12 protein-coding genes and 2 pseudogenes are annotated in these 13,330 nt (G+C 67.1%); 7 read left to right on the forward strand and 7 right to left on the reverse strand.

What is annotated here, in order from left to right; genetic code table 11:
* Positions 1–27: 27 nt before the first annotated feature.
* Positions 28–1,506 carry an MFS transporter gene (locus OG965_RS01180; RefSeq protein WP_371648162.1) on the reverse strand — a complete coding sequence of 493 codons (1,479 nt, stop codon included), beginning with the start codon at positions 1,504–1,506 and terminating at the stop codon, positions 28–30.
* A gap of 1,347 nt (positions 1,507–2,853) precedes the next feature.
* A complete protein-coding gene (locus tag OG965_RS01185; RefSeq protein ID WP_371648164.1) occupies positions 2,854–3,192 on the reverse strand; it encodes a hypothetical protein in 339 nt (112 codons plus the stop codon).
* A gap of 152 nt (positions 3,193–3,344) precedes the next feature.
* On the opposite strand from OG965_RS01185, the gene OG965_RS01190 reads away from it, so the two are divergent.
* The gene (locus tag OG965_RS01190; RefSeq protein WP_371648166.1) at positions 3,345–4,346 is read left to right on the forward strand and encodes an ATP-dependent DNA ligase; all 1,002 of its coding nucleotides are present in this window, start codon (positions 3,345–3,347) and stop codon (positions 4,344–4,346) included.
* A 50-nt stretch (positions 4,347–4,396) separates the two neighbouring features.
* Positions 4,397–4,713 (forward strand): annotated as a pseudogene (locus OG965_RS01195) (transposase); the annotation flags it as partial.
* On the opposite strand, the gene OG965_RS01200 reads toward OG965_RS01195, so the two are convergent.
* Positions 4,694–5,485, reverse strand: a complete 792-nt coding sequence (locus tag OG965_RS01200) for a cutinase family protein (RefSeq protein WP_371648167.1) — start codon at positions 5,483–5,485, stop codon at positions 4,694–4,696. The pseudogene OG965_RS01195 and the gene OG965_RS01200 overlap by 20 nt on opposite strands.
* Positions 5,486–6,706: 1,221 nt before the next feature.
* Here OG965_RS01200 and OG965_RS01205 point away from each other — a divergent pair.
* A complete protein-coding gene (locus OG965_RS01205; RefSeq protein ID WP_371656810.1) occupies positions 6,707–7,315 on the forward strand; it encodes a transposase in 609 nt (202 codons plus the stop codon).
* Here OG965_RS01205 and OG965_RS01210 read toward each other — a convergent pair.
* Complete coding sequence (locus OG965_RS01210) at positions 7,210–8,085, reverse strand: hypothetical protein (protein ID WP_371648169.1); 876 nt, start codon at positions 8,083–8,085, stop codon at positions 7,210–7,212. The two genes, OG965_RS01205 and OG965_RS01210, sit on opposite strands and share 106 nt — an antisense overlap.
* A gap of 829 nt (positions 8,086–8,914) precedes the next feature.
* Positions 8,915–9,760: a class I SAM-dependent methyltransferase gene (locus tag OG965_RS01215; RefSeq protein WP_371648170.1), complete on the reverse strand. Its 846-nt coding sequence runs from the start codon at positions 9,758–9,760 to the stop codon at positions 8,915–8,917.
* Positions 9,761–10,035: 275 nt separating this feature from the next.
* Between OG965_RS01215 and OG965_RS01220 the strand changes: the two genes are divergently transcribed.
* Positions 10,036–10,437, forward strand: a complete 402-nt coding sequence (locus OG965_RS01220; protein WP_371648172.1) for a hypothetical protein — start codon at positions 10,036–10,038, stop codon at positions 10,435–10,437.
* Between the two features lie 256 nt (positions 10,438–10,693).
* Here OG965_RS01220 and OG965_RS01225 read toward each other — a convergent pair whose 3' ends face one another.
* Positions 10,694–10,828, reverse strand: coding sequence for a hypothetical protein (locus OG965_RS01225; protein ID WP_371648174.1), 135 nt, complete (start codon positions 10,826–10,828; stop codon positions 10,694–10,696).
* Between the two features lie 423 nt (positions 10,829–11,251).
* On the opposite strand from OG965_RS01225, the gene OG965_RS01230 reads away from it, so the two are divergent.
* On the forward strand, positions 11,252–11,719 hold the full coding sequence (locus OG965_RS01230; protein ID WP_371648176.1) for a hypothetical protein: 468 nt from the start codon (positions 11,252–11,254) through the stop codon (positions 11,717–11,719).
* A gap of 80 nt (positions 11,720–11,799) precedes the next feature.
* Here the strand turns inward: OG965_RS01230 and OG965_RS01235 are convergent.
* A pseudogene (locus OG965_RS01235) lies at positions 11,800–12,297 on the reverse strand (MFS transporter); the annotation flags it as partial.
* Positions 12,298–12,344: 47 nt separating this feature from the next.
* Between OG965_RS01235 and OG965_RS01240 the strand changes: the two are divergent.
* Positions 12,345–12,539 carry a hypothetical protein gene (locus OG965_RS01240; protein WP_371648178.1) on the forward strand — a complete coding sequence of 65 codons (195 nt, stop codon included), beginning with the start codon at positions 12,345–12,347 and terminating at the stop codon, positions 12,537–12,539.
* A 53-nt stretch (positions 12,540–12,592) separates the two neighbouring features.
* On the forward strand, positions 12,593–13,318 hold the full coding sequence (locus OG965_RS01245; protein ID WP_371648179.1) for a class I SAM-dependent methyltransferase: 726 nt from the start codon (positions 12,593–12,595) through the stop codon (positions 13,316–13,318).
* The last annotated feature ends 12 nt before the right edge of the window (positions 13,319–13,330 follow it).

Consider the following 13,330-nt stretch of genomic DNA (forward strand, 5'->3'; position numbering starts at 1 on the left):
GCCTGAACGAGGCCACCCAGGGGTGGTTCAGTCGGCCTGATTGTTGGCCTGCTTGGGCAGGCAGAACATCAGGCCCCACATCAGGGCGAGGAGGCTGCCGACCCACCACAGCACGGTGATGAACGCGTCGCGGTTGAGTCCGGCGTCAGCAGAGCCGCCGGTGGTGGCGAAGAACACCAGGGCGGTCAGCGCGGTACCAAGGGCGATGCCCAGGTGCATGACGGTATTGAACAGGCCCGAGGCCGACCCGGCGTCCTCGTGCGGGACCCTGGCCAGCGACATGTCGGCGAGCGGGCCGCCGACCATGCCGAGGCCGAAGCCGATCAGTACCACCGGAGCGGTCATCGCCAGCAGGGTCAGGTCCGCCTGGCCTGCGTCGACCTGGAGCCCGTAGGCAGCCATCGAGGCGAGCGTGATGAGGGCTCCGGCCTGCGGCAGGCGGCGGGCGAAGCGCCCGCCGCTCTTCGCCGTGACCGTCGCGCCAGCCAGCTCTCCGAGGGAGAGCAGCACGAAGGCGAGGGCCGCGTGGAAGGGGCTCATGCCCAGTCCGCGCTGGAGGTAGAGCGTCCAGGTCATGAAGAACAGCCCGCACAGAAGGCCGTGCACCAGCTGCGCGGCCATGCCGCCGGAGAACTGCCGACTCCGGAAGAGGGGCAGGGCCACGAGGGGTGCGTTGTTCTGCTTGCGCTGCTGGTGGCGCAGGAAGACACCGAGGACGAGGAGCCCGGCGGCGAGCAGGGCGAAGCACCACAGCGGCCAGTGATGGAGGTGCCCCTCGGTGAGCGGGAAGACGATCAGGACGATTGCCAGTGCGGACAGCAGCATGCCGGTGAGGTCGAGCCGGTCGGCCTTCTTCACGGTCGACTCGGGGATGAACGTGCGCCCCAGGAGGAGCACGGCGAGGCCGACGGGCACGTTGACCAGGAAGATCGGCCGCCAGGACAGCCCGAACAGGTCCGTCTCGGTCAGCAGACCGCCCATCACCGGGCCCAGGACGTTAGCGAGCGACATGACGGCCCCGTACAGACCGAACACTTTGCTGCGGTTCTGCCCCTCGAAGGTGACATGGAGGGTGGCCAGGATCTGGGGGATCATCAGGGCCACTCCCGCGCCCTGGAGCATGCGGGCGCCGATCAGCACGCCCGGCCCGGCAGCAAGGCCGCACAGCAGCGAGGCCGTGGTGAACACGACGGTGCCGATGAGGAGGATCTTTCGCCGGCCGTGGAGGTCTCCGAGGCGTCCGCCGGTGATCAGCCCGATGGCGACGGGCAGTGAATAGCCAGTGGTCAGCCACTGGACCGCGTCCGGTCCGGCGCCGGTCGACTCCTGGATCGCGGGCAGGGCGGTCAGGACGACCGACTGGTCGATCATGTCCATCAGTTCGGCGCCCAGCAGCACCAAGACGGCGATCCAGGCAGCCAAGCCCATCTTCGACAGCCTGGTTGCTGGGTGGGTTGGGGGCTGGGTGGTGTGCTGCGGCTCGTTGTCGAGCGCGGAGGAAGACACGACAGGAAACTCCTGATCCAAAGGAATCGGGGAGCCCTGCCGACAGCCGCACCGGGGCCGGAAAACACGAAACCCGGGGCAGACGGCAGAGCTGCACCCGGGAAATGACAGAAGACTGCAGGGATGGATGACGCAACTCAGGCCAGCGCGACGTCCGCCCTCGGACACGTGCGACACAACAGCACGCGGGGAACACGGACGACTACATGGCCTGGTTAATAGGACGTCACCTCAAGATCGACACAGAAGGAACAGGAAATCCGGTCACTGCCGCCGAAGCCTCCGGCGCAGGACCTCGTCTACGGTACGACACCCCCGGGCCCTTCGCACATCAGATACTGCGTCTCCATCCCTCGCCTACGCCTGTCGACCTCACGCATCCGTTTCCGCCACGAAGCTGAAACATCCCCTGACTGGCACGCGGCTCACGCCCCCAGTCGCGGTGAGCTGATCCTGAGCATCGGATTTGTCCGCCCGGGCCAGATATCGCGCTCAGTCACATATCTCCGTGACGACCGAGCGTGAGGGGCAGTCCAGACCGTCCGCCCGCGAGGCTCGCAGCGCAATGCGGAGTTCCGCCGCGACTGCCGTCATGGCCGGCCGCGCCGCCACCGGGGAACCGTGCCACGGCCCGGCTCAGACCCCGTTCGATGAACGTCCGGCGCCCGCCTGGGGTACTGCCACCGGCGCGGGGCGGGCTGGCCGGTCTGGGTCAGGCGGTCGTGACGTGCGAGGTGGTCCGGCACGGCGGAGTCTGGAAATCATGCAGCGCAAGGGTGAGCAGGCAGGCGCAGGCCATGACGTGGAAGCGGTTCTCGACGAGCTGTACCTCACACCACCGCCCGCCTTTGTGGTCCGCCGTGAGGAGCTGGCTGCCGCGGCGCAGGCGGCAGGCGGCAGGCGGCAGGCGATGTCAACGGTGCCCGCCGCATCCACGCCGCCCGCCGCCCCACACTCGCGGCCTGGGCCGCGAACCTTCTGCTGCGCACCCGGCCTGAGGAGAGCGGGCGTTTCATGGAGTTGGGGCGGGCGCTGCGGGAGGCCTACGAGTCCATGGACGCCGACGGGATCCATGAGCTGTCCCAGCGGCGCCGGAGCGTCGTCTCGGCGCTGTCCCGGCAGGCGGCCGAGCTGGCCCAGGAGGCGGGCCACCGGCTGTCCGATACGACGCAGCAGGATGTGGAATCCACCCTGCGCGCCGTACTCGCCGATCAAGACGCGGCAGACCAGTGGGCCACGGGCCGCCTGCAGTCATCGCTCACTCCCCCTTCAACCTTTCCCTCACCCACGACCCCGGCGGCATCCTCATCGGCCAAACCGTCCCCATCCAAGGCCTCAAGGTTGGCTTCACGCACACAGGCGAAGGCCGAACGCGCCGACCGGGGCCGACAGCGGCACGAAGAACTCGCCCAGGCCAAAAAGGCAGCCGAGGCAGCCCAGCAGCGCCTGCGTGACCAGCGCGCGAAACACGCCCAGGCGGGCGAGATCCTTCAGCGGGCACGCACCCGCCACGACCAGGCTCGCCAACAGGCATCGGCCCTTGAACAGCAACTTCAGCGCGCACAGGCACAACTCCAGCGCGCCGAACACGAACACCAGAAAGCCCAAGCACGGCATCAAGCCACCGCCGACGCCCTGGCCGAGACCGAGCAGTCCGCACGAAAGGCCGCCCAGAGAGTCGAACACCTGACTGCAGCGACTAAATAGGACAGTGCGCCGACAACAGCACGATCAGCCATTCGCGCCAGCCGCAGGCACTGGACGCGGCTTTCGACGCGCAGGCCGGGCCTGTCCGGCGTAGAGGTGACCGTGTGGTCCTCAACCCTCCGATCGAGCCGATGCTTGCCCAAGCCCGGCGGGAACTACCACCCGACGGGGCGCTGCCCGGCACGCTGCAGTTCGAGCATAAACCAGACGGATTCCGGGCCGTCGTCTTCGCGCGCACCGACCTGGTCCGGGTGCAGTCCCGCCAGGGCACGGATCTGAACCCCGCGTTCCCCGACATCGCCCAGGCCGCGGCACAGCTTGGCGAGGACCTTGTCCTGGACGGTGAGCTGGTCGTGGCCCACGAGGGGCGGCTGGACTTCGGCGAGCTGCAGCGCCGCGCCCGCCGCAGCGGCCGCAGCGCCGTCCAGGCGACCGCCGAACACCCGGCCTATCTGATCGTGTTCGACGTCCTGGAGGCCGCCGGAACCGAACTCGTCGCCCGGCCGTACCGAGAGCGCCGCGCCCTGCTGGAGGACCTCTTCGCCTGCGGCGTGCTCACCGCCCCGTTCACGCTGTGCCCCGCTACCGGGGACCGGGCGACCGCCCTGGACTGGCTCGACCCGGCCTGGGGCGCGGCCGGCATCGAGGGCGTCGTGGTGAAGGGGACCGAGCAGACCTACCAGATGGGCAAGCGCGGCTGGCTGAAGGTCCGCTCCCGCTCCACGTCCGAAGGCGTGATCGGCGCAGTCACCGGGGCGACGACGTCACCCGACACGCTGCTGCTCGCCCGCTACGACGCGGCCGGAAAGCTCCGGCTGATCGCCCGCACCACCCCGCTGGCCCCCGCTGTCCGGCGTGACCTGGGAGAGCGGCTGCGTCCCGCCGGGCCCGGCCATCCCTGGCACGGGCGCCGCTTCAGCGCCGGCTGGGGCGCCCGTAGCGAGCTGGACTTCCATCCCGTACAGCCCGACGTCATTGCCGAGTTCATCGCGGACACCTCAGTCGACGCCGGCTGCTACCGCCACCCCGTGCGATTTCTGCGCATCCGAGCGGAGTTGCATCCGATGCATGTCCCGCTCTTCGGCGAGGAAGACGATTCGGCTGGTCGAACCGGCAGCCAGTATGAGGGATAAGCGGTCCTGAGCTGGGTCTTTCGGTGAAAACGGCAACACGATGCATCGATGTTGCCGCCCACACCCAACTCCGCCTGGCCCGGCCCCTCGCCGAAGACCTCCGCAAACTCTGGGAACGGCCCGCACGCCAAGTACGCCTCACACCCGCGCGCGTGCGTAGAGGATTTCGCTGCCTCCACGGGAAATCGCCTCAGGCGGCCAGCGCACCGAAACCACCACTGCAGGCCCCGGCCGGCCAACCGGCATGAAGAACAGGCACCGTGCACGTGTGCACCCCGTCGGCAAACACGACACACCGACCCCCCGCGGCAGCCATGACAAGCCGCACAACTGCATAAACGCCAAGCTCAGGCGGCAGGCGGGATGATGAGAGAGGTCCCCGGGAAGATCCAGTGACCGTTGTCACTCGACGCGAATCCGTGATCCCGCGCTGCCTTCTCGATCACTGCCCGGTTGGCTTCGTACAGCGCCTCCCAGGGCGGGCCGCCGCCTGAGTACCTTCTCGCCAGATCCAACAACGTGTCGCCGTCCGCGCCCACCACTTTGGTACGGCCAGAGAGAAGCCCCGCACCAGGAACGGCCTTGCGCGCCGCCCATTCGGCTGCGCTCTTCGCCTTCTCGCTCTTCTCATACGCCGGGGGCAGGTGTTCCTTGTAGTAGGCCTCTATATTGGCGCACTCAATGTAGTCGAGCCTTTGGCAGGCAAGCCACTGTGTCATGGCTGGGCCAGGAAGGTACTTGACCGCGCCTGAGTCGCAGAGGGGGTCGCCTGAGTTGCACTCGTACTTGATGCGGTCAGCGTATTCGCTCCCCACCTTGTACTTATTGCCCACTCCTGGCCACTTCGTTGGGTCCGCGAACATCTCGATCGAGACGATCTGGCTTCCCAACTGCGTGGAGACTCCCCCTTCACTGAGCGCCCGCTGAATGACGACGACCCCCGTCGAGTAACCGATGAGCGCAAGGCACACATCCTTGGGGCGGGTCTTGCTCAGAACGTTCAGGCGAGCCACAAGATTGTCGCGACCTTCGCCTGTAGCTTTCTCATCGCTCGGCACGCCCTTGAGGCCTGTGCGCCCAGGGCTGTCGTACAGAGACTCATAACCCACCTGGACAGGAACAGGAGGAAGAACCTTCAAGAGGTTCTTCCTGAGTTCGTCCTTGAGAGGGAGAGCAGCCCAGCCCCCGCCGCTGGGGTCGTTGTACCCACCGACGTAAATTATCTGAACGCCTCCAGCGCATCTGCGGACTGGTTGCGCAGGTGGTCTGGTTGATGGGGCGCTGGATTGCGACGGCGACGGTGAGACGACGGACGGGCTCGGCGTCGACGTCGTGCTGTGAGTCGGCGTCCGCGACGTCGTGCTGTGAGTCGGCGACGGCAACGTCGTGCTGTGAGTCGGTGTCCGCGACACGAGGTGCGTCACCGGGGGTTCCGCCGTGACGAAGGGCGAAGGCGTAGGGCTGGGGGATTGGGCCTGGGCCTCAAGGCCTGAAGAGAGGGCCAAGCGGCCGATGGCCAGACCGCTGGCCGCTATGACCGCCATTCGGCGGGTCGCCCGTATTCGCGGTTTGGTACGCCTCAGTAGCTTGATTCGCACGCTGGCCTCCTAAGAGTCGCGTAGCGGCACTGGCGGTGACGCTACGCGCCGGCTGTCAAGATCACCCTTGGTGCTGGGCCATGCGGGTCATTGTGGTTGTGATGCCGGACTCACAGGTTGGGCAGTGAACCTCTGCACCCTGTGGTGTGGGAGTGAAAGAGGCTGGTCAGGATAGGTGACATGGCGAAGCCCCTCGTCGTTGGTGTCGTGATCTCACTCAACACGCCGACGGCCGGGGGGCTTCGTTGGTTCCGTATCCTTCCAATACGGGGTATCAGCCCGAACCGAAGGCTCTGAAGGGGCCCCGCGGAAGGCCGGCTGTTCGATCGAGTGCAGTGGCTGCAGGACTTCGGCGGATGCTTCGTATCCTCCCGGCTCGGTGAAGCCCAAGCATGGACTGGCACCTCTCGGTGATCTGTGGCTGCTGCCCTCGCTCGAGTGCGATGGGGCCGTGAGTGCCGGGGTGGACGCTTCGACTACTTTCCGGTTCGTGAAGCCTCTTGTACGGACCGGCGCCTCGTGGCGCTCTCGGATCTGACATCACCCGAATGGGCGCGTGCTCGTTGGTGCCTGTGATGCGAGCCCGCTGCGCGGTGAACCCCTCGAAGCTTTCGACGCCAGATGCCTCAAGACGGACCGGGGCCCGCGCGGTGCGCTGGTGCCATGGGCGGCCAGTGAGAGGGAGGGGCGTGACCCGCTTGGGCTCCTGACCAGTGCAGACGAGACGAAAAAGGGTGGGGCCAGTCGGCCATCTTCTGCGGGATCGACTGGGCGGAAGGGCACCATGACGTGGCCCTGACGGACGACAGCGGGAAGCCGATTGCCAGGCTCCGCATCGACGACACCCTGGCCTGCTACCAACAGCTGCTGGAGCTGCTGACCGAGTACGGTGACAGCGAGCTGTCCCCGATACGGGTAGCCATCGAGACCGGCCGCGGTCTGCTCGTAGCCTTCCTGCGGCAGGGAAAACGGCGGGCCTATGCCCTCAACCCCATGTCCGTGGCCCGCTATCGCGACCGACCCAGTGTCTCGCGCAAGAAGTCTGACACTGGCGATGCCCACCGCCAAGCCCCCGATGCAGGAGACGCCCCTGGCCACCGGCCCGGACCGCCCAGCCCCCGAGCGGCCGAGCATACGGTCCCGTCACCGTCGGCACGCCGGGGATTTCGGGCGGGCTCCGACGGGTTTCGCCACCACGCAGGCGATGCCATCTGCCCGCTCATAGAGTGCAGTCTCCGAGCCAGGTCAGGACCGGCCCGACCGAGTCAGCGGGAATCCGTTGCGTCGTCCTCGGCCGGGCCGGGGGCTGCCGTGCTGTCGGCGGCCTGGCCGGCGGCTCGTTCCGCGCGGAGTTCTTCGGCGACCTCGTAGGACCGGCCCGGGTCGTAGACGGTGACCGAAGTGCCAGGGCTGTACATCGCGGCGGCCCGGGGCGTGTACCCATAGGTTTCGACGCCGCGCTGGGCGGCTATGCCGTCGACCTCGCCGACGGGTACCCGCCACAGCTCGGCGGTGTGGGACGGGGTCCACCACTCGTCCGGACGCAGGAAGTCTCGCCTGACCTCGCTCTGGCGCTCCACCGCCACCTGGACCCGGCCGAGTTGCTCGGTCAACCAGTCGGTGAGCGCCTGTGCGTCGACCCGAGAGAGCGGTGCGGACGTCGCCGGTTCGCACTCCACCGTCTCGCTGCCGGTATGCAACACCACCTTGATCGACTGTCGCTGCCCCAGACTGAGTCGCTCGATGACGACGACTCGCTGCAGATCAGCCATCGCCATAGTCGACGAACGCAGAAAACGGGCGATCACGACCTGGGCCGGAGTTCCCAGGGGGCGGAGCTCGACCCACCGCACCGTCATGGAGACCGTGACGTACATCATGGCCACGGCGAGCAGGATCACTGCGACGACCGTGAGCGCCAGTAGGACCCAGAAAATGCCCCAGACGAGTGAGTTCCCCGAGATCACGGCGGCCACCAGAGCGGCCAGCACAAGTGGGGCTGCGACCACCGGCGGGACCATGACGCTCCCGCCGAGCGCGACGGCCAGCTCGCGGGCCCGGCTGGGCACGAACAGCAGCCGCCATCCGGCCGTCACGGGTGACACAACTTCCGCCAGCGGGCCGGGATGCTGAGTTTCCATGACTCAAAGGTAGGACCCTGCAAAGGAGTTCGTAAGGCCACAGCGAGCCGCACATTCTCGAGGACGGGAACCGCAGGCGACAGTGCGTCAGCCGGCCAGGCAGGTGCAGAGGCCGGCCACGGCTTGGGGGCCCGGGGAGGCCGCGAGTTGTTCCAGGGTCAGCGGCTGGCCGGCGGGGCCGGCGATGAGGAGGCACCCATTGGCGTACTCATCGAGGTGCCGGGCAGGTTCTGGGGGCGCCGTTCTCCAGGACGGGCAGGGCACGCTCATCGCCCAAGGCCCGCTCCCGAAGCTCGCGCAGATCCCGTACAACCGCCAACACCACCCACCCGAGCCCCCTCACCCTCGCCCAGACCGCAAAACAGTCGGACAGGGTCAGAACCATTCAAGAATCCCGAAGCTACGTCACCTGACCGCCAAGCCCCCGACGCAGGAGACGCCCCTGGCCACCGGCACGGACACTCAGCGGGGCTCAAGGGAACTCAAGTGAAGTCGCACAGAAGACGATTGAGCCTTCAGCGGGCCCGGGTGACGCTGATCTGCTCGTCGGGACAGCGCGTCAGGACTTCATTGAGGGCACTTTGTTCGGCCGGGTCGATGCTCAGTCCCCAGCGGATCTTGTCGGCCACCCAGTCGATGACGTACTGGCAGCGGTAGCCCGCGCGGCAGCCACGTAGAAGTCCTGGTCTGCTTTGCTGCGATTGGACTTGGCCGACACCGCGATCAGAGCACGCTCGTCACCAAGATCGTTGGCGTAGTCCTCGGGCTCACATGATCGCGAAACGGACGTCAGTCAACTACGCCGAAGCCCTGCTGCGGAACCGCCCGCTCAGGTGACCCGCGCGGCCACCAGGGTCTCGAAGGTATAGGGCCGCAGGCCATCGGTACGGCCGGCGAAGTACCGCTGCTGGAGGTCTGCACGTGCGGGGTGGTCCACGACCTTCAGCCCGCACCGGCTGACCAGCCTCTCGATCCCGGATACCGGCCAGCCAGGCTGAAGAGGCTCGCCGACAGAAGCCGCGATCGGTGTGTAGATACGGGCGTATTCCGTCCCCGCGTCGTCGAGCACAGCGTCCTCGGCCCGGTAGGAGAACACCACCTCAGACCCGGGAGCAGCCGCCGCGATCGTGTGCAACGTCGACTCGATCGCCTGTGCCGTCAGATAGGGGGCGACGCCCGTCCAGCAGAACATCGCCGGCTGCGCCCAGTCGAACCCGGCCGCGCCCAGAGCATCCTGAACCGGTCCGGCCTCGAAATCAACCGGCACGAATACCTGCGAGGCGCTGAGCGGCAGGCCGAGATCTCTGACCCGCTCGAGCTTCCAGGCATGGGAGGCAGGGTGATCAACCTCGAACACCGTCAGCGAGCCGAGCAGATCCGGCCGCCGCCACGCGAACGAGTCAAGCCCCGCGCCGAGAATCACGTACTGCGTGAAGGCACCAGCAGCCAGCCGGTCCTCGGCGTACCGGCTGCGGGTGCAGACAGCCGCACGGGCCTCGCGACGGACCGGGCCGGGGAACAGCGGATCGAACTGGTCTCGCAGCTGCTGCCATACCGGGCCGACAAGCACCAGGGCCAGCACATCGTCCAGTACCCACGGCGACGCCGTCTCCAGGCGAAACAATCCACGCGACACAGCCGCAAACATCGCCGTCCTGCTCGGCGCGCTTTCCACGCATCCCTCCTTGCCGGCCAGACCCCAGCATGCTGGCCACACCCACCCACTCCGCGCACTTCACAGGATGCGCCTGAAGCGCCCTGACGGCCATAGCCAGATCGCCTGGCAGCCACGATCTGCACGCCATCGGGATCCTCCAAAACGGCCGGGCACGCCAGCATCACAGCCGCCTGCACGCCACCACGCCCGGGACGCCACCAGCACCCCCGAGACTCTCCGACTCGACCCGGCATGAATAGACCGGACATAACGCGACTATGCCGAGGCCTTGCTTGAAGGGCGAGAAGGAAATTTCAGCGTGCTGGCAGGAAATTTCAGGGCGCGCCGCCGCAGCACGGGATAGCGATCGGGGCTATCGACCAGGTCTCGCCGCTATGCGACATGGCATGAATGAGAAGTGGGCAGCCATGTTCGAATTCATTCAACTGCTGACACAAACAGTGGAGTTGCACTCCCCACCGGAAGCTCGCCGTTACAACTGCGGGATGGGGGAATTCCTTGCCCGCACCCTGCTCGGGGACTTCGCAGAGTGTCCGCTCGGTGACCTCTCCCTCTGGGCCAAACAGTCCGCGCTCTACCTGAACGCACACGAGGAAGAACGCCTGAGGAAGCAAGGCCTGGATCCCTGGACAGGACAACCTGACCCATACGCCGGCACCTACGGCGGCTCCTAGAAAAATGCGGGCGGTGGTCCTGCTGATGCGTCTCATCCGCCAGACCGAGGTTCCGACGCTCCCCAATGGATCTCCGGCACATTGGCAGGACCACCACGCACGCAACCAGACGGGCACCTGCAACGTCCGAGCCTGGCCCCAGACGCCCACCCCAGGCTGTCCGGTGCAACAAACACAAGCTCAAAGCCGCGTCCGCTCAGCGCCCTGGGGTCCGGGTCCAGCGCACACCAGGCGGACTCCCCCGGCCGCCTTCAGCTCAGCGTTCCAACGCCGCCAGCAACCCGAAGTCCTTCACCGTCACCGTGGTCACCGCCAGACAGCATTTGCCTGCAGCACCCATGGTCCTGGTTCCCACTGCCCTTTTCGCGGGCGTTTCCAGCGGCTCGTTCACGGAGATCCGGTCACCACCAGGGCCCCGTCGCTCGCCCTGCGGGTCCCGCTGAGCTTCAGCTGCGGCGAGGCCGATAAAGGCCAGGTAGTTGCGGGGTGCCTCCCTGGCCACCGTCGCGGGCTTCGGATTCACCCGCGTCGGCGAACAGGGGAACGAGAGCGACGGGCTCGTGATCGTCTTCGAGGTCCCGGCGGACGCGATTCGGACCGCGCAGCTTCAGGGCAAGGGCGAGCATCGTGATCGTCCCGGTCGGGCCGTGGCGGAGAAGGGCCGCACGGGTGGGCGTGTTCCGAAGTCGGCCGCCGCCGGGGTCCCGATCAAGGCGACCGCCTGCCACCATGAGCCGGTGACGACTCAGAGGTGCCAGGCGTCGATGGGGAGGGTTCGATCATGCCCGCTTTCGGGAGAAGGACCAGGCGCGCCGTGTCGGTCATCGGGTCGGCGGTGTCACTCGCCGTCACGCTGACCCTCGCCATGCCGGGGACGGCCTCCGCCGCCGAAACCGCGGCGACGCGCCGCGACCGGTTCGCCAACTTCGAGTACAAGCAGTGCATCGAGGAGAACTCCTACTTCAACTTGTGGGCCCAGAGCTGCAAAATCAACTACCCGGGTCAGTACTGGTGGTGGGTCGGCACCACCAACACGTCCTCGACACTCAAGAACTACACATGGGACCACTGCCTCGACAGCAACTCGGCCGGAGACGTCTACGCCATCGGATGCAACGGCGGGAACAACCAGCTGTGGCAGATCATCCAGCCCGCGCCGGCGAGTGCCGTCATGCTCCGGAACACCGCGACCCGCCTCTGCCTCTACCAGACCTATGACGGCCTCTACCGCACGACGGTGTGTGACCGCAACGCACGCACTCAGCGGTGGACCATCGGCTGAGCTTGGTGGTACTGCCGGAGAGTGCCTGTCTTCGGTCCACGCCGTCACCTCCGTCCAGGCACCCTCCGAGCAGCGGGTGTTCAGGTCGTACGCGCCGCTTGGGCGGCCGATGCCGCATCGGTTTCGCCAGTCTGCGTGTCCGCTTCCGTATCCGTGTCCACGTCCGTGTCCGACAGATCTCGTTGGCGGGTCTCGCTGGCGCAGCCGAGGGCGATAATCGTGAGCAGGGCCGCGGCCATGACGTAGAGGACGATCGGTGTGGCGTTGTCGTACTTGGAGAGCAGGGCGGTGGCGATGAGCGGGGCCGGGGCGCCGGCGGCCACGGAGGAGAACTGGGCGCCGATCGATGCTCCGGAGTAGCGCCTACGGGTGGCGAACATCTCGGAGAAGAACGCCGCCTGCGGGGCGTACATCGCGCCGTGAAAGAGCAGGGCCACGATGACGGCCGTGGTCATCGCCGTGAAGGACTGCCGGTCGCCCAGAGCGAAGAACGGGTAGATCCACAGGCCCATGCCGAAGGCTCCGATGACGCACCCTGGCCAACCGGCACGGTGTCTCCTGCCGAACCGTCCGGCGACCCCTGGCCGCACCACAACCCCGCACCCACGAAGTCATCCGCAGACGCGTGCCCGCGACCGATCCCGTCAAGGAGCTCATCGACCCCCTGACCGAGGAAGGACTCACCATCAAGGAGATCTGGGATCGCCTCGTCGACGAACACGTCATCGCCCTGTCCATCACCGCGATGACGCCCTACGTCAGAACACACCAGCTCGACCGGAACCACGAACCGCACCCGCCGCCCGCTCCCACCTTCTAGAGCCAGCGAAACTCAGTAGCTGTTCGAGCCCAGCTCTGCATACCTTCGGCCGCATGGCTGACGACTCCTTCGCGCATCCACGGCTCGCCGCGATCTACGATCCGCTCGACCCCGACCGCAGTGATCTCGACGCCTACCTCCGGATCACAGAAGAGTTCGAGGCACGCCAAGTGCTGGACATCGGCTGCGGCACAGGGGTGTTCGCACTTCTCCTGGCTGACCGCGGGATCGAGGTCGTCGGCGTCGATCCCGCCCTGGCGTCCATCGACGTCGCCCGGACCAAACCGGGCAGCGAGCAAGTGCGCTGGATCTGCGGTGACGCGACAGCCCTCCCCCCGCTGCAGGTCGACCTCGCGACGATGACAGCGAACGTGGCCCAGGCCATCACCGACCCACATACGTGGCACAAGACGCTGCGGGGAGCCTACGAAGCACTACGGCCCGGCGGACATCTGGTCTTCGAGACCCGCGCCCCTGCCAGACGCGCCTGGGAAGAGTGGACCCGCGAGAACTCCTACCGCGTGACAGAGATCCCAGGCGTCAGCTCCGTCGAGAGCTGGGTCCAGCTGATCGAGGTGAGCTTGCCCCTCGTGACATTCCGCTGGACCTACGTCTTCGCTGCGGACCGACAGGTGCTCACGTCTGATTCGACGCTGCGCTTCCGAGAGCGAGAGGACGTCGAGCAGGACCTGGTCGCGCACGGATACGTGGTGGAAGACGTTCGCGATGCGCCCGACCGCCCAGGAAGAGAGCTCGTCTTCCTGGCACGACGTCCGTGATCTCCAATGATC

Source organism: Streptomyces sp. NBC_00224, assembly GCF_041435195.1.
Classification (GTDB): domain Bacteria; phylum Actinomycetota; class Actinomycetes; order Streptomycetales; family Streptomycetaceae; genus Streptomyces.